The following is a 14,639-nucleotide window of genomic DNA, read 5'->3' on the forward strand; positions in this document are numbered from 1 at the left end:
TGGGCGGCAGGAGGGCGCACATGGCACGGGTGGTCACACAGGCCTCGATGTCCCTGGACGGATTCATCGCGGACCACTCCGACCAGGTCGGGGCACTGTTCGACTGGTACTCCAACGGGGACGTGGAGGTCACCGGCGCCGACCCGGACCGGGTGTTCCGGGTCTCCGCCGCCAGCGCGCAGTACCTGCGCGCCGCGTGGTCCACCGTCCGTGCCACGGTGATCGGCAGGCGCCTGTTCGACATCACCAACGGCTGGGACGGCCGGCCGCCGGTCGGCGAGGCCGTCTTCGTGGTCACCCACCGTCCGCCGGACGACTGGGACTTCCCCGACGCACCCTTCACCTTCGTCACCGGCGGCCCGGCCGAGGCGGTCGCCCTCGCCAAGGAGTACGCCGGGGACGGCGACGTCGGCGTGACCCCCGGCGACATCGGCGGCCAGGCCTTCGCCGCGGGCCTGGTGGACGAGGTCCTGGTCGACCTCGTTCCGGTGGTGTTCGGCGCCGGCGTGCACTACTTCGGCGGCTACCACGGCTCACCGCTGATGCTGGACGACCCGGAGATCGTCCAGGGCGACCGGGTGTGCCACCTGCGCTTCCGGGTCCGCCGCGACTGAGCGTCCGTGAGCAGGTGTCCGGCCGGCCGCGGTGACGCGAGCACCCCCCGGCCTCGTCGGCAGAGGGGTGCTCTCCGTGTGGTGCGGTCCGGTCAGCCGCCGGTGACGCCGTCGATGTGCTCGCGCAGCAGGTCGGCATGGCCGTTGTGGCGGGCGTACTCGGACACCAGGTGGAAGAGGACCAGCCGCAGCGAGAACTCCTCGCCGTCCAGCACGAAGGTGTCGTCCAGCGTGGCGCCGGCCAGGACCTCGTCGGCGAGCCGGCGTTCCTCCAGCAGCCGGCCGTAGTCCTCCTCGGCCCGCGCCGGGTCGAGCTCGTCGAAGTCGGCGTCCTTGTTCGGGCTCTCGGAGTACAGGCGTGGCACCGGCAGGCCGGCGAAGCGCTCGCGGAACCACGTCCGCTCGACCTTCGCCAGATGGCGGACCAGGCCCAGCAGCGAGAGGTTCGACTCCGGCAGTGGGCGCAGGGCGAGCTGTTCGCCCGTCAGGCCCTGGCACTTGAACAGGAAGGTGTCGCGCTGCCAGGCGAGGTAGCCGGTCAGCATCTCGCGCTCGCCGGCCACGAGGGAGCCGCCGGTGCGGGTGATGTCGGGTGCGGTCCAGGTCATGTCGCGATCATGCCGCCCGGTCGGAGCGCCACGCCAGTGCCTTTCCGGCGGCCCGCAGCGCCGGCCGCGGGCGGTGTGTCCGGTGTGACCGCTCCGCGCCGAGCTGATGACGGATCGTCACCTGAGGTCCATAAGTACGGCTGGGACATCTCCAAATGGAATCTTCTCGCCATGATGCAGAGTGATATTGCACCTACTCTGTGCAATTTCACTATTTGACGAGCCGTCTAACGACAGATCACGAAACATAACGTTTACATAAAGTCGCATACGGATGTGATCGCTCTGCGGTCTGGACCAATCGTCCATCCATCGACCAACTCGGCATCTTCACACAAGTATTGACGGACCATCTGATCAAATTGTGGAGTCGTTGAACTCCGTACTTCTTCGCGCGTAGAACACGTGTATCCAAGCCGATCGAACGTTCTGGCAGGATTCCCGGCACTCAACCCCTCCAAGGAATGAGGTCTGGTTTTGTCCGGTCGTAGAAGAGCGGTCAACCGGCGGAAGGGCACCCGCGTGATGCTGGTCGCCGCCGTCGTGGCCGCAACGGGGGTCTTCGTGGGCAGCGCCGCGATGGGCGGCGTCTTCACCGAGGAGCGGACGACGGCTGCGGCCGGCGTGTCCGCCGACGGGTCCGCGCCGGCGTCCGAACCCGCGCACGACAAGGCCCCGGAGCCGGTGGCCGCAGTACCGAGCAACGATCCGCCGCGCGGCCTGGTGTACACCGGTCTCAAAGCGGCACCCAAGGGCGACAAGTGCGTCGGCGTCCTGCGGACCGCCGAGGGCAACTGCACTCACGGGCCGGACGCGCCCCCCAAGGGCGTGGACGTCAAGAGGGACACGCCGCCGGCGGTGAAGGCCGAGGAGCCCGCCGCCTCGCCGGGCAGCGCCGCCCCCACGGGGCAGACCGCACAGGCGCCGACGGCCGGCGCGGAGGCGGCCGTCGACGCCGCCGCCGGCCAGGCCGCTGCCGCCGCCCCTGCCCCGAGCGCGAGCAGCAAGCCCGCCCGCACGGCGGCCGCCGGCCCGGCCGACCAGACCGTCCAGTGCGACGGCGACGGCTCCACCGGCAACCGCGTCCAGGTCGTGTACGCCCACGGCCCCGGCAAGGACCGGTACGCGCAGTACGCGGCATCCTTCCGCAAGTGGGCCGCCGACGCCGACACCATCTACTACGCGAGCGCCCAGGAGACCGGCGGCGTGCGGCACATCCGCTACGTCACCGCCGCGGACTGCACGCCCTCGGTGCTCAACGTCGAACTCCCCGACTCGGCCCTGTCCGAGTTCAGCGCGATGAACAACGCCCTGGCGCAGAAGGGCTTCAACCGCAAGGACCGCAAGTACATGGTCTTCGCGGACGCCAACGTGTACTGCGGCATCGGCACCTTCAACGGCGACGAGCGTCCCGGTCAGGACAACCTGTCCAACTTCGGCCCCTCGTACGGCCGGACCGACTCCGGCTGCTGGAGCGGCTCCACCGCCGCGCACGAACTCGGCCACAACCTGGGCGCGGTGAACAACAGCGCGCCCAACACCAGCCGCGGCGCGCACTGCACCGACGAGTGGGACGTCATGTGCTACTCCGACTCGCCGTACTACCCGGCGATGCGGACGGTCTGCCCCGAGCGCGGCCACGACGAGCGCCTCGACTGCAACCATGACGACTACTACAACACCAGCCCCAAGGCCGGCAGCTACCTCGCCACCCACTGGAACATCGCCAACAACCAGTTCCTGATGACCGGCGGCGGCACCAACCCGAACCCGAACCCGAACCCCTCGCCGACCTCCTCGCCCACCCCGTCGCCCAAGCCGAGCCCGACCGGGCCGACCGGCACCACCGGTCCCGTGCCCACCGTCGGGAGCCTCGCCTCCGACTCCGCGGTGCTCAACTGGCCCGCCGTCAACGGTGCGGACTGGTACCAGGTCAAGCTGAACGGCAACTTCCTCACCTGGGTGCAGCAGAACTCGGTGCGCATCTACAACCTGCGCCCCGACACCGACTACAGCGTCGCGGTGGCCTTCCGCGACCGGGCCGGCAAGGACTCCGCGCCCGGCCGCACCGTCACCTTCCACACCCCGAAGGCCGGTGCCACCACCACGCCCAGCGCGGCGTACACCATGGTCAACGGCGCCAGCGGGCTGGCCGCCGAGGTCTGGGGCGGCAAGTCCGCGGACGGCACCGTCCTGGTCGCCTCCCAGCCCAACGGATACGCCGGCCAGCGCTGGTACTTCGACGACGCCGGCAGCGGCTACGCCCGGATCCGCTCCGCGGTCTCCGGCAAGTGCCTGCAGCTCGGCGGCGCCGCGGGCGTCGGCCAGTGGGTGTACCAGCAGCCCTGCAACGGCTCCTCGGCCGCCCAGCAGTGGCGGCTCGCGACCGCCGGCGGCGGCGTCACCGTCACCGCCCGGGACAGCTCGCTCGTCCTCGGCATCTCCGGCCGCACCTACTACGGCGCCTGGCTGATGGAGCTCCAGGACCCGAACGGCTCCGGCTACCACACCTGGACGGTCCAGAAGGCGTCCTGACGCCGCGCCGAGCCACCGGGGGCCCGCCGGCCACGCGGGCGGGCCCCCACCCGCACCACCACTGCCCAGGAGCGCACGCCCATGCCCGACCGACGTTCCGCGGCGGCCTCGGCCGTCCTCGCCGGCCTTCTCGTGCTCGGCCCGGCCGCGACCGCCCACGCCCACGGCGACACCATCGCCCTCACCGTCACCGGCACCACCGCCGGCCACCCGCAGGCGACCGCCCGGTGGGAGAACGACCGCGATCCCGTCGAGGAGCGGATCGCGGGCACCTTCTCCGCGACGGCCCCGGACGGCACCACCCTCGGCCCCTGGCGGCTGGTGGCGGTGCCCGGCCGGCCCGGCGCCCTGACCACCGCCGAGGTGCTGCCACCCGGCCACTGGACCGTCACCGCCGAGACCGCCTTTCCCGGACTCGGCCGCTACCAGGGCGCCCTGGACGTGCCGGTGACCGACCCGCCGGGCTCCGCCCCGTCGGCCGGACCGACCGCCACGACCCAGGGACCCACCGCGGCCACCCCGGGCCCGACCGCCGTCACCGGCTCGCCGGGCACCGTGGCCGACCCCGTTCCCGCGGGGACGGCCGCGCCGTCCGGCGGCCCCGGACCGGGTACCGACTCCGCGTCCGACGACGACCGCGGACGTCCGGCCTGGCTGCTCGCCCTCGCCGGCCTCGGCACCGCCGTGCTGGCCCTGGGCGCCGTCGCGGCCGCCGTCCACATCCTCCGCCGCTCCGCCCGTTCCTGACGGAGCGCAGCCCCACCCTCCGTGCGCCACCGCGCACCGGGCGCCCGTACCCGGCCCGGCCCGCCAGGCACGCCCCGACCAGGCAGGTCCTGACCCGGCCCGCCGCGGCCCGGGCGCATCCGGCCCACGAGTCCGGGCCGTCGGCGACCCCGCCGGCGCGGCCCCGGACCTTCGGATCAAGGAGCACCATGCACAGACTCCGCACATCCCGCGGTAAGAAGACCCTGCTGGCCGCGATCGTCGCAGCGCTCTCCGGAGCCCTGCTCTTCGGCATCGGCGTCTTCGCCCAGGCCGCCTCCACCGGCACCGTGATCGGCGGCCAGGGCGGCTACCGGACGGTCAACCAGCGCACCCAGCCCTCGCTGACCGCCCGGATCACCGGCAGCTCCGCGGTCGGCGACCACGTCCCCACCGCCTGCCGCACCACCGGTGACCAGGTCGAGGGCAACACCCGGTGGATCTGGTCCGGCACCTACTACATCGCCGACGCCTTCATCCGGGAGAACACCAACGGCCTGCCGGTCTGCGGCTCGACCACGACCACGAGCACCGGCACCAAGACCCTCGCCATCGGCATGCAGAAGCAGGTCAGGACCCAGTGGTGCTGGGACGCCTCGGGCGTGACCATCGCCACCTACTGGGGGCGCAGCACCAGCCAGGAGGAGTTCTGCCGGCTCGCCGCCCGCGGCACCTGGGTGGACTGCAACAACCAGCCCGCCACGCTGGAGGACATGGCCAACGGCCTCGCCGGCCTCGGACTCTCCACCAGCGGCCGAAGCCTCTACCGCAGCGCCTCCTTCGCCGAGACCACCGCCGAGATCGCCGGCGGCCGCCCCTTCGCCGTCCGGATCGGCTGGCGCTCCGGCGGCGGCCACATGAACGTCATCTACGGCTACGACAGCACCAGCAACATGATCGCGGTCGGCGACCCGTGGCCCTCCACCCAGACCTACACCTGGTGGAACTACAACACCTACGTCAACAACAACTCGTTCCAGTGGACCCACTCCCGCATCGGCATCCACGGCTGAGGAGACGACCGACCGTGACCACCAACCCGCAGCTCCGCCGCGCGGCCGTGCTCGCCGCCACCGCCGGCCTCGCCCTGCTCGCCTCCGCCTCCCCGGCGCAGGCCGCCGACGGCCCCGACCTGGGCTCCGCCCAGCAGGTCCTGCAGTCCGGTCAGGTCCGGGACACCGTCTCCCGCTTCCTGACCGTCACCCGGCAGCAGTCCGCCGCGCAGTCCGCCCCCGCCGCCGACGGCGGCACGGTCGGCGCCCCGCGCAGCGCCGCCGCCCCGGCGGGCCCGCCCGCCTTCGACCTGAAGAACCCGGTGGCGCTCTACGAGCTCGCCCCCGACTTCGTCTCCGGCAAGGCCAGGCCGACCGCAGACGGTGCGCTGCGCCTCTCCTACCTCGCCTCCCGGGTCGACGCCGCCGACGGCCACCGTGCCGCCGTGCTGCTCGCACCGCAGGACCAGAAGGGCGGCTGGCAGCTGGCCGGCATCCGGGACGGCGACAGCGAGGTCTCCCTCGCCGAACAGGGCACCGCCCAGGCCCGCACCTTCACCGAGCCGCAGCTGCACGCCTGGTACCGGCTCACCGACAAGGGCCAGGTCGAGGCGCTCAACCAGGAGGCGACCAGCGGCCTCGGCGGCAAGCACAGCGTCACCCTCGCCGCCTACCAGAAGCTGGTCACCGCCCGCTACGGCGACAAGCTGCCCGGCTCCGCCTACGACCGCAAGGGCCTGGCCGGCGGATACCCCGGCCTGGACGGCTCGCCCGCACCGGCGGCCGGTGCGGCAGACGCCGCCCCGGTCGCGGCGGCCACGCCCGCCGCAGCCCCCGCCGACCGCACGGCCTGGTGGGCCGCCGCGGCCGCCGGAGCGCTCGCCCTCGGCGGCGCGGCGACCGCCCTGCTCCGCCGCCGGTCCACCGGCACCCGCTGAGCGGTCTCCCCGACCCGCCGGCGCCGCGGCCCTCCGATCCTGTCCGGAGGCCGCGGCGCCGGCGACCCGCGCACCGGCCCGGTTGGCGGTGCGAACCCCACCACCCGGCCCGATCCTGGGAGAGACAGCGGCCGCCCGACCGGGGCGCGGCCGCCGGAACGGGTCCGCCCAGGGAGACCATCGATGACCATCGCCGGAGACTGGTACAACGAGTTCGGCTCGCACATGCGGCTCACCGACGACACGTCGGGCGGCCTCACCGGGACGTACGTGTCCGGCGCGGGCCACGTGGCCGGCCCGTACGAGCTCACCGGCCGCCACGACGCGCCGGCCGGCCCCGGCCAGGGCACCGCGGTCGGCTGGACGGTCGCCTGGCGCAACGAGCAGGGCGACGCCGGCTCGGTCACCAGCTGGAGCGGGCAGTACCTGGCGGGCGAGGAGACCATCCTCGCGACCTGGCTGCTCACCCGCTCGGCCGCCGCCGCCGACGTCTGGGAGTCGACCGTGGTCGGCCAGGACGTCTTCACCCGGCAGGCCCCCTCCCCGGAGGACGTCGAACGCCACCTCCGCGGCCGCCGCCCCGCCTCCCACCCGAGCTGACCCGCCGCCCCGAAGGGGCGTCCCGGCTCCGGGGCGCCCCTTCGTACCGGCCGGTAGCAGGTGCGCGTACCATCGTCGGGCCATGGAGAACACAGCCACCTTCACCAGCTACGTCGCCGTCGGGGACTCCTTCACCGAGGGCATGTGCGACGACCTGCTGCCCGACGGCCACTACCGCGGCTGGGCCGACCGCGTCGCCACCGCGCTGGCCGCCGAGCAGGACGGCGGCTTCCGCTACGCCAACCTCGCCGTCCGCGGCAAGCTGATCGGCCAGATCTGCGACGAGCAGGTCGGCCCGGCCGCCGCGATGGGCACCGACCTGGTCACCCTGGCCGGCGGGCTCAACGACGTGCTCCGGCCCGGCTGCGACATCGCGCACGTCAAGGAACGCCTCGGCATCGCCGCCCGCACTCTGCTCGGCGGCGGCGCCACCGTGGTGATGTTCACCAGCACCGACCCCAGCCGCCGGATGCCCGGCGGCACCCGGCTGCTGCCGACCATCCTCGAACTCAAGGCCTTCGTCGAGGGCATCGCCCGCGACTGGGGCGGCCGGGCCGTGGTGGTCGACCTCTTCAGCGCCCCCTGCTTCGACGACCGGCGGATGTGGGCCGAGGACCGGCTGCACCTCTCCGCCGAGGGCCACCGCCGGGTCGCCGCCGCCGTCCTCGAAGCCCTCGGCCGTCCCACCGGCGAGGACTGGCGCGCGCCGCTGCCGCCCGCCGCCCCGCAGAGCCGCACCGCGAAGCTCGGCGCCGACCTGCGCTGGCTGCGCAGCCACCTCGGCCCGTGGATCGGCCGCCGCCTCACCGGCCGCTCCTCCGGCGACGGCCGCCCGCCCAAGCGCGCCGAACTGCTCCCGTACGAGGGCTGACCGGCCCGTACCCCGCCGTCCTCGCACTGCCCCTCCCCACCGTCCGGGACCACCCGCACCGTTCGAGATCAGGAGTCACCGACCATGGCCGAACCGCTGATCGCCGCCGTCGCGGGCCGGGTGCCCGCCGTCGACCCCTCGGCGTTCGTCGCCCCCAACGCGGTCGTCGTCGGTGCGGTCACCGTCGCCGCCCGCGCCGGCATCTGGTACGGCGCGGTGCTGCGCGGCGACGCCGAGACGATCACCGTCGGCGCCGACACCAACATCCAGGACAACTGCACCCTGCACGCCGACCCCGGCTTCCCGCTGCGGCTCGGCGAGCGGATCTCGGTCGGCCACAACGCGGTGCTGCACGGCTGCACGGTCGAGGACGACGTGCTGGTCGGCATGGGCGCCACGGTGCTCAACGGGGCCCGGATCGGGGCCGGCTCGCTGATCGCCGCCGGGGCGGTGGTCACCCAGGGCAGCGAGGTGCCGCCCGGCTCGCTGGTCGCGGGCGTCCCGGCGACGGTGCGCCGCCCGCTCACCGACGAGGAGCGCGCCGGCATCCGGGCCAACGCCGAGGGCTACCTGCTGCTCGCCGACGCCCATCGCGGCGTCGGCGCCCCGGGCGTCCGGCCGCTCTGAGGCGGCCCCGACGTGCTGAGTCGCCCACCAGGACGCAAGCTGGTGATCACCCATAACCAGCGGCGGTGCCGGGACGGGCGGAGGCCCGGCGGAGCGGAGGAGCCGTGTTCCAACTGCTGTGGATCCTGCTGATCGGATTCGTCCTCGGCGTCCTGGCCAAGCTGATCCTGCGCGGGCCGCAGGCCATCCCGTGGTGGCTGACCATGCTGCTCGGCGCCGCCGGCGCCCTGCTCGGCAACGCCGTCGCCGGCTGGATCGGCGTCGCGCACACCGGCGGCATCGACTGGACCCGCCACCTCCTGCAGATCGGCTTCGCGGTCGCCCTCGTCGCGGTGGTCGCCCCGATGTGGGAGCGCCGGAAGGTCCGCTAGGGCTCGTCCGACACCGCTGCACCCGCCGGCCCCCCAGGGGAGTCGGCGGGTGCAGCGGTGTCGGAGCCGGTCAGCCGGTGGTGGTGACGGTGACGGTGGTGAAGCCGAGCGAGCGGAGCAGCCCCTGGAGCACGGCGGTGGTGTTGGTCTCGGCGGTGGCGGTGAGCGCGGTGTCGCGGGCGGCGGTCTGGATCTTCTCGGTCGCCAGGACCTCCAGCCGCTGCTGGTCGCCGGGGTTGCCGGAGAAGAAGTCGCCGATCCGGTCGAACAGCCCGCGCTGCTGCGAGAACACGTAGGAGCGGCGGACGTCCAGGGTGGCGTCGGCCAGCTTGGCGTGCGGGAGGGCGAGGGCGGCCGTCCGGCGGTCGGCGGAGACGGTCACCGCGCCCTGCGGCAGCGCCCCGAGGTCGACGTAGGCGTCGACGCTGCCCGTCGCGACGTACAGGGTGCGCTTGCCGAGCAGCTGCGAGGGCAGGAACTTGGCGTCCTGGTCGAGGTCGACGATCACCTGGAAGTCGCCGGTCGCCGCGGTGTAGCGGCTCATGTTCCGGATGGACTTCAGCACGGCGGGCCCGCTGCGGTCCACCTCCCGCTCGGCGAACGGGTTCGGCAGGCCGGGCAGGAGGTCCAGCTTCGTCGCCGCCAGCAGCAGGGCCAGGACGGCGGCCAGTGCGACCGGCAGGCCGAGGTACCAGGGGAGCCGGCCACGGACGGCGCCGCCCCGGGCGGCCCGCCCGCGCGCGGATCCGCGGTCCGCCTCGGATTCCTCGTCGTGCTCGGACGTGCGGTCGGGTGCGGACCGGCGGGCCATCGCGGAACCTCCCTGGCGTCGGGTGGCGGGCGCGGGTGTCCGGCCCGGCCCGCGGATCCTTCCCCCCGATCCGGAGTTCGATTCAGGCGGCCCAGGGCGGGCTGACCACCGAGCCGTCGGGGAGGGTCGCCCGCAGCCCGGCCGTGGTGGTGACCCAGGCGGTGGCGGGTCCCGGCCCGGGGTTGTCCAGCTGCAGGCGGCTGCCGGCCGGAACGACGACGGTGTCGCCCGGCGAGAGGGCGGCGGCTTCGCCGTCGAGGGTGACGACCGGCGTGCCGTGGAGCAGGTGCAGCACCTCCTCGCTGCTGACGGTGTGCTTCACGCCGGTGGTGCCGGCGGGAACGTCCAGCCGCCAGGCGCGGAGCCGCTCGGCGCCGGTGGCGGCGGAGGCGTACGAGGTGAAACGGGCACCGTGCAGGTCGAACACGGTGGCGTGGTCGGGACGGACGACGGGCACAGCTGTCTCCTAGTGAGCTGAAGGTCAGTTTGCTTGACTATATGGTCAACCAGCTTGACGACTTGGTCAAGTGACTGGACTGTTGTGGAGGTCGACGTGCCCTTGCCGCCCGGGAATCGTCAAGCACCTAGACTGACCGCCATGGACGAGCTCGCCGCCCGCGCCCTGCCGCCGTTGGTCCTCGGTCTCGCCGCGGACCTGGTCCGCAGCATCGACGACGGCGTCCGGGCCCGCGGTTTCGCCGACCTGCGGCCCGCGCACGGCTTCGCCTTCGTCCGGCTCGCCCCGGACGGCGCCACCGTCGGCGAACTCGCCGAACACCTCGGGGTGACCAAGCAGGCGGCCAGTCAGATGGTCGAGGAACTCGTCCGCAAGGGATACGTCGAGCGCCACCCGCACCCCGCCGACGCCCGCGCCCGGCTGGTCGTCCTCACCGAGCGGGGCTGGGCCTGCACCAGGGCCGCCGACGAGGCCGCCGCCGACGCCGTCCGCCCCTGGCGGGAGGCCCTCGGCGACCAGCGCCTGCACCGGCTCACCGCCGACCTCGCCGCGCTCGGCCCCAGCGGCCGCATCCGGCCGGTCTGGTGACACCCGGGACGTGCCGCCCGTGTGCCGGCCGCGCTACGCCACGCGGATGGGGCCCCGGCTGACCCGGGGTGCCTCCTGGAGGGCGGCGACCGGTGAGACCGAGACGCGCCACAGCCGGCCCGCCGACCAGAGGGAGGCGACGAGCAGCAGGCCGTTCCGGGCCACGATCACCAGGGTCGGCTGCCAGCCGCCCTTGATCATTGCGTCGAAGAAGAGCGGGTAGTCGACGGTGGTGACGCCCGCCGCGAGCAGGATGACCACCGCCACCGGCCGCTGCGAGGATCCGCGTACGGTCAGGCAGACCGCGGACAGCCCGATCAGCCAGATCAGGTACTGCGGGCTGATCACCCGACTGGTCACGGTGAACAGCAGCACCGCGGTCAGCGCCGCGTCGTACGGCAGTGCCGGGTTCCACCGCCGGGCGCGGAAGCGCCACAGCAGCAGCCAGCCGAACGCCAGCGCCGTCAGCGCCAGCGACACCCGGGCCACCAGGTCCACGTGCGGGCCGAGGAACTCCAGCGAGCCGTAGTGCATCTCCACCTCGCCCGGCCAGCCCAGCTCCCGGGCCACGTGCAGCACGCTGCCGCCGAGCGACTCGATCTCCACGCCCCGGCCGCGCTGCGCGGTCAGGAAGTCCATCGCGCCGTCGAACAGCGTGGCCATCACCAGCAGCAGTGCCGCCGCGGACAGGCACATCCCCGTCCAGGCCTGCCGGGTTCCCCTGCCGCGCGGGGCACCCAGCACCACCAGGGCCGGCCACACCTTGACCATCGCACCGAGCCCGGCCAGCGCCCCGCCCACCGTCGGCCGGCTCGGCATCAGCAGCAGCGCGGCCATCGCCAGCGCCGTCACCGGCAGGTCGTAGCGGCCGTACGGCAGGCCGAGCAGCAGCGGCAGGGAGAGCGCCCACATCCAGGCGCCCGCCGTCGAGCGGCCCCGGTGCACCCCGCCGTTGCGGCGCAGCGAGACCCGGACCAGCGCGGCCTGGGTGACCGCGTCGGTGAGCAGCATCAGCAGGGCGAAGGCCTGCAGGTAGGTGAGGAAGGGCAGCAGGCCGGGGGCCAGCATGGCGAGCGCCGCACCCGGCGGGTACTGCCAGGTCACGTCGCCGACCGGGAAGTGGCCCTCGCTGAGCACCAGGAACCAGTGGTGGTAGGTGCGGTGCACCTCGATCGCCTGTTCGGCCTTGCCGGACCGGAGCATGCCGATCATGACCAGGCGGGAGGCGACCCAGTACCCGGCCAGGGCCAGTGCCTCGCGGGGCCAGGTCGCGGGCCGCGTCCAGCGGAAGGGCCCGCCCAGGGGCATCCCCCACTGCGTGACCGGGGTCGGGGCCTGAGCCACCATCGCCTCCACGGAGAAGCTTCGCGTGCCTGTGATCTATCTCATATCAGACAAATCGGGTCGGGTAATCACGGAGCAACCGTGTGTCACCGACCGTCAGCACAACGCGCCACGCCGCTCGCAGGACACGGCCCGACCCGATCGGGCAGGCCGCACCTGCCAGAATGCAGGGCGTACCAGCAGGAACTCCGGGAGAAGGTGGCAGGCTCCGTGACCATGCCGGTCGAACGCAAGATCGCCGAAGAGCTGGGCGTCCGCGAGGGGCAGGTGAAGGCGGCCGTCGACCTGCTCGACGGCGGCGCGACCGTGCCCTTCGTCGCCCGCTACCGCAAGGAGGCCACCGGCGCACTCGACGACGCCCAGCTGCGCACCCTCGAGGAGCGGCTGCGCTACCTGCGCGAGCTGGAGGAGCGGCGCACCGCCGTCCTGGAGTCCGTCGAGGCCCAGGGCAAGCTGGACGACGCGCTGCGCGCCCAGATCCTCGCCGCCGACTCCAAGGCGCGCCTGGAGGACATCTACCTCCCCTTCAAGCCCAAGCGGCGCACCAAGGCGCAGATCGCCCGCGAGGCCGGCCTGGAGCCGCTCGCCGACACCCTGCTCGCCGACCCCTCGCAGGACCCGGCCGCCCTCGCCGCCGGCTACCTGAACGAATCCGTCGCCGACACCGCGGCCGCCCTGGAGGGCGCCCGTGCGATCCTGGTCGAACGCTTCGGCGAGGACGCCGACCTGGTCGGCTCGCTCCGCGAGCGGATGTGGACCAGGGGCCGCCTGGTCGCCACCGTCCGCGAGGGCAAGGAGCAGGACGGCGCGAAGTTCGCCGACTACTTCGACTTCGCCGAACCCTTCACCAAGCTGCCCTCGCACCGCATCCTCGCCATGCTGCGCGGCGAGAAGGAGGAGGTCCTCGACCTGGACCTCTCCCCGTACGACGGCGAGGATGGCGACCTGCCCGACGGACGCGACTACGAGCAGCGGATCGCCGCCCGCTTCGGCATCGCCGACCGCGGCCGCCCCGCCGACAAGTGGCTCACCGACACCGTCCGCTGGGCCTGGCGCACCCGCATCCTCGTCCGGCTCGGCATCGACCTGCGCACCCGGCTGCGTCAGGAGGCCGAGGACGAGGCCGTCCGCGTCTTCGCCGCCAACCTGCGCGACCTGCTGCTCGCCGCCCCGGCCGGCACCCGCGCCACCATGGGCCTCGACCCGGGCTTCCGCACCGGCGTCAAGGTCGCCGTCGTCGACGCCACCGGCAAGGTCGTCGCCCACGACACGATCTACCCGCACCAGCCCGCCAACAAGTGGGACGCCGCGCTCGCCACCCTCGCCGCCCTGGCGAAGAAGCACGCCGTCGACCTGATCGCGATCGGCAACGGCACCGCCTCGCGGGAGACCGACAAGCTCGCCGAGGACCTGATCGGGCGCAACCCCGACCTCGGCCTGACCAAGGTCATGGTCTCCGAGGCCGGTGCCTCCGTGTACTCCGCCTCGGCCTTCGCCTCGCAGGAGCTGCCCGGCCTGGACGTCTCCATCCGCGGCGCCGTCTCCATCGCCCGCCGTCTGCAGGACCCGCTCGCCGAGCTCGTCAAGATCGACCCCAAGTCGATCGGCGTCGGCCAGTACCAGCACGACCTCAGCGAGGTGAAGCTCTCCCGTTCGCTGGACGCCGTCGTCGAGGACTGCGTCAACGCCGTCGGCGTCGACGTCAACACCGCCTCCGCGCCGCTGCTCACCCGGGTCTCCGGGATCACCGGCACCCTCGCCGACAACATCGTCGCCCACCGCGACGTCAACGGGCCCTTCCGCACCCGGCGCGCCCTCAAGGACGTCGCCCGGCTCGGACCCAAGGCCTTCGAGCAGTGCGCAGGCTTCCTGCGGATCCCCGGCGGCGACGACCCGCTGGACGCCTCCGCCGTGCACCCCGAGGCCTACCCCGTCGTGCGCCGCATCCTCGCCGCCACCGGCGGCGACCTGCCCGCCCTGATCGGCAACAGCTCCGCGCTGCGCGCGCTGCGCCCGGCCGACTTCGCCGACGACACCTTCGGCGTGCCGACCGTCACCGACATCCTCGGCGAGCTCGACAAGCCCGGCCGCGACCCGCGCCCGGCGTTCAAGACCGCGACCTTCAAGGAGGGCGTCGACAAGATCGGCGACCTCGAGGTCGGCATGGTGCTGGAGGGCGTCGTCACCAACGTCGCCGCCTTCGGGGCCTTCGTGGACGTCGGCGTCCACCAGGACGGCCTGGTGCACGTCTCCGCACTGTCCAAGAACTTCGTCAAGGACCCGCGGGAGGTCGTCAAGCCCGGCGACATCGTCCGGGTCAAGGTCACCTCGGTCGACGTGCCGCGCAAGCGCATCGGCCTGACGCTGCGCCTAGACGACGACACCGCCCCGCGCTCGGGCGGTGACCGCGGTGACCGTGGTGACCGCGGCGAGCGGCGCGGCGGCGACCGCGGGGGCTCCCGCCCGCCCCGCCAGGACCGCCGCGGCGGCGGCCGCGAGCAGGCGCCGGTCGTCAACT

At 73.5% G+C, this 14,639-nt stretch carries 15 protein-coding genes; 11 read left to right on the plus strand and 4 right to left on the minus strand.

Features of this window, described 5'->3' with window-relative positions:
- The first annotated feature begins 20 nt into the window (after positions 1 to 20).
- Positions 21 to 614, plus strand: a complete 594-nt coding sequence (locus tag KSNIM_RS28830; RefSeq protein WP_263106046.1) for a dihydrofolate reductase family protein — start codon at positions 21 to 23, stop codon at positions 612 to 614.
- Positions 615 to 706: 92 nt separating this feature from the next.
- On the opposite strand, the gene KSNIM_RS28835 is transcribed toward KSNIM_RS28830, so the two are convergent.
- Positions 707 to 1,222, minus strand: a complete 516-nt coding sequence (locus tag KSNIM_RS28835; RefSeq protein ID WP_263106047.1) for a DinB family protein — start codon at positions 1,220 to 1,222, stop codon at positions 707 to 709.
- A gap of 525 nt (positions 1,223 to 1,747) precedes the next feature.
- Between KSNIM_RS28835 and KSNIM_RS28840 the strand changes: the two genes are divergently transcribed.
- From KSNIM_RS28840 to KSNIM_RS28875, 8 genes are all read left to right on the plus strand, one after another.
- Positions 1,748 to 3,757 (plus strand): RICIN domain-containing protein, encoded by a 2,010-nt coding sequence (locus KSNIM_RS28840; RefSeq protein ID WP_263108150.1) that lies wholly within the window; start codon positions 1,748 to 1,750, stop codon positions 3,755 to 3,757.
- Between the two features lie 81 nt (positions 3,758 to 3,838).
- Positions 3,839 to 4,504: a hypothetical protein gene (locus KSNIM_RS28845; RefSeq protein ID WP_263106048.1), complete on the plus strand. Its 666-nt coding sequence runs from the start codon at positions 3,839 to 3,841 to the stop codon at positions 4,502 to 4,504.
- Positions 4,505 to 4,692: 188 nt separating this feature from the next.
- Positions 4,693 to 5,535 (plus strand): papain-like cysteine protease family protein, encoded by an 843-nt coding sequence (locus KSNIM_RS28850; protein WP_263106049.1) that lies wholly within the window; start codon positions 4,693 to 4,695, stop codon positions 5,533 to 5,535.
- 14 nt (positions 5,536 to 5,549) lie between these two features.
- Positions 5,550 to 6,452: a hypothetical protein gene (locus tag KSNIM_RS28855; protein WP_263106051.1), complete on the plus strand. Its 903-nt coding sequence runs from the start codon at positions 5,550 to 5,552 to the stop codon at positions 6,450 to 6,452.
- A gap of 183 nt (positions 6,453 to 6,635) precedes the next feature.
- Complete coding sequence (locus KSNIM_RS28860) at positions 6,636 to 7,052, plus strand: avidin/streptavidin family protein (protein WP_263106052.1); 417 nt, start codon at positions 6,636 to 6,638, stop codon at positions 7,050 to 7,052.
- An 82-nt stretch (positions 7,053 to 7,134) separates the two neighbouring features.
- Positions 7,135 to 7,923, plus strand: a complete 789-nt coding sequence (locus tag KSNIM_RS28865; protein WP_263106054.1) for an SGNH/GDSL hydrolase family protein — start codon at positions 7,135 to 7,137, stop codon at positions 7,921 to 7,923.
- Between the two features lie 84 nt (positions 7,924 to 8,007).
- Complete coding sequence (locus KSNIM_RS28870; RefSeq protein WP_263106055.1) at positions 8,008 to 8,550, plus strand: gamma carbonic anhydrase family protein; 543 nt, start codon at positions 8,008 to 8,010, stop codon at positions 8,548 to 8,550.
- A gap of 104 nt (positions 8,551 to 8,654) precedes the next feature.
- Positions 8,655 to 8,921, plus strand: a complete 267-nt coding sequence (locus tag KSNIM_RS28875; RefSeq protein WP_263106056.1) for a GlsB/YeaQ/YmgE family stress response membrane protein — start codon at positions 8,655 to 8,657, stop codon at positions 8,919 to 8,921.
- Between the two features lie 70 nt (positions 8,922 to 8,991).
- On the opposite strand, the gene KSNIM_RS28880 is transcribed toward KSNIM_RS28875, so the two are convergent.
- Both KSNIM_RS28880 and KSNIM_RS28885 read right to left on the minus strand, forming a co-directional pair.
- Entirely contained in the window at positions 8,992 to 9,732 is a 741-nt protein-coding gene (locus KSNIM_RS28880) for a DUF4230 domain-containing protein (protein WP_263106057.1), read from the minus strand.
- Between the two features lie 82 nt (positions 9,733 to 9,814).
- Positions 9,815 to 10,189, minus strand: a complete 375-nt coding sequence (locus KSNIM_RS28885) for a cupin domain-containing protein (RefSeq protein WP_263106058.1) — start codon at positions 10,187 to 10,189, stop codon at positions 9,815 to 9,817.
- A gap of 141 nt (positions 10,190 to 10,330) precedes the next feature.
- On the opposite strand from KSNIM_RS28885, the gene KSNIM_RS28890 reads away from it, so the two are divergent.
- On the plus strand, positions 10,331 to 10,777 hold the full coding sequence (locus KSNIM_RS28890; RefSeq protein WP_263106059.1) for a MarR family winged helix-turn-helix transcriptional regulator: 447 nt from the start codon (positions 10,331 to 10,333) through the stop codon (positions 10,775 to 10,777).
- A gap of 33 nt (positions 10,778 to 10,810) precedes the next feature.
- Here the strand turns inward: KSNIM_RS28890 and KSNIM_RS28895 are convergent, their stop codons facing one another.
- Positions 10,811 to 12,085, minus strand: a complete 1,275-nt coding sequence (locus tag KSNIM_RS28895) for a glycosyltransferase family 87 protein (RefSeq protein ID WP_263106060.1) — start codon at positions 12,083 to 12,085, stop codon at positions 10,811 to 10,813.
- 252 nt (positions 12,086 to 12,337) lie between these two features.
- Here KSNIM_RS28895 and KSNIM_RS28900 point away from each other — a divergent pair.
- On the plus strand, positions 12,338 to 14,639 hold a 2,302-nt coding region (locus KSNIM_RS28900; RefSeq protein ID WP_263108151.1), incomplete at its 3' end, for a Tex family protein.

The sequence above is a fragment of the Kitasatospora sp. DSM 101779 genome (assembly GCF_025655475.1).
Taxonomy (GTDB): Bacteria; Actinomycetota; Actinomycetes; order Streptomycetales; family Streptomycetaceae; genus Kitasatospora.

What these genes read in the sequence shown, in the direction of transcription:
- KSNIM_RS28830 (WP_263106046.1), top strand. Translation starts at nt 21, where the DNA reads ATGGCACGGGTGGTCACACAGGCCTCGATGTCCCTGGACGGATTCATC.
- KSNIM_RS28835 (WP_263106047.1), bottom strand. Translation starts at nt 1,222, where the DNA reads ATGACCTGGACCGCACCCGACATCACCCGCACCGGCGGCTCCCTCGTG.
- KSNIM_RS28840 (WP_263108150.1), top strand. Translation starts at nt 1,748, where the DNA reads ATGCTGGTCGCCGCCGTCGTGGCCGCAACGGGGGTCTTCGTGGGCAGC.
- KSNIM_RS28845 (WP_263106048.1), top strand. Translation starts at nt 3,839, where the DNA reads ATGCCCGACCGACGTTCCGCGGCGGCCTCGGCCGTCCTCGCCGGCCTT.
- KSNIM_RS28850 (WP_263106049.1), top strand. Translation starts at nt 4,693, where the DNA reads ATGCACAGACTCCGCACATCCCGCGGTAAGAAGACCCTGCTGGCCGCG.
- KSNIM_RS28860 (WP_263106052.1), top strand. Translation starts at nt 6,636, where the DNA reads ATGACCATCGCCGGAGACTGGTACAACGAGTTCGGCTCGCACATGCGG.
- KSNIM_RS28865 (WP_263106054.1), top strand. Translation starts at nt 7,135, where the DNA reads ATGGAGAACACAGCCACCTTCACCAGCTACGTCGCCGTCGGGGACTCC.
- KSNIM_RS28870 (WP_263106055.1), top strand. Translation starts at nt 8,008, where the DNA reads ATGGCCGAACCGCTGATCGCCGCCGTCGCGGGCCGGGTGCCCGCCGTC.
- KSNIM_RS28880 (WP_263106057.1), bottom strand. Translation starts at nt 9,732, where the DNA reads ATGGCCCGCCGGTCCGCACCCGACCGCACGTCCGAGCACGACGAGGAA.
- KSNIM_RS28890 (WP_263106059.1), top strand. Translation starts at nt 10,331, where the DNA reads ATGGACGAGCTCGCCGCCCGCGCCCTGCCGCCGTTGGTCCTCGGTCTC.
- KSNIM_RS28895 (WP_263106060.1), bottom strand. Translation starts at nt 12,085, where the DNA reads ATGCCCCTGGGCGGGCCCTTCCGCTGGACGCGGCCCGCGACCTGGCCC.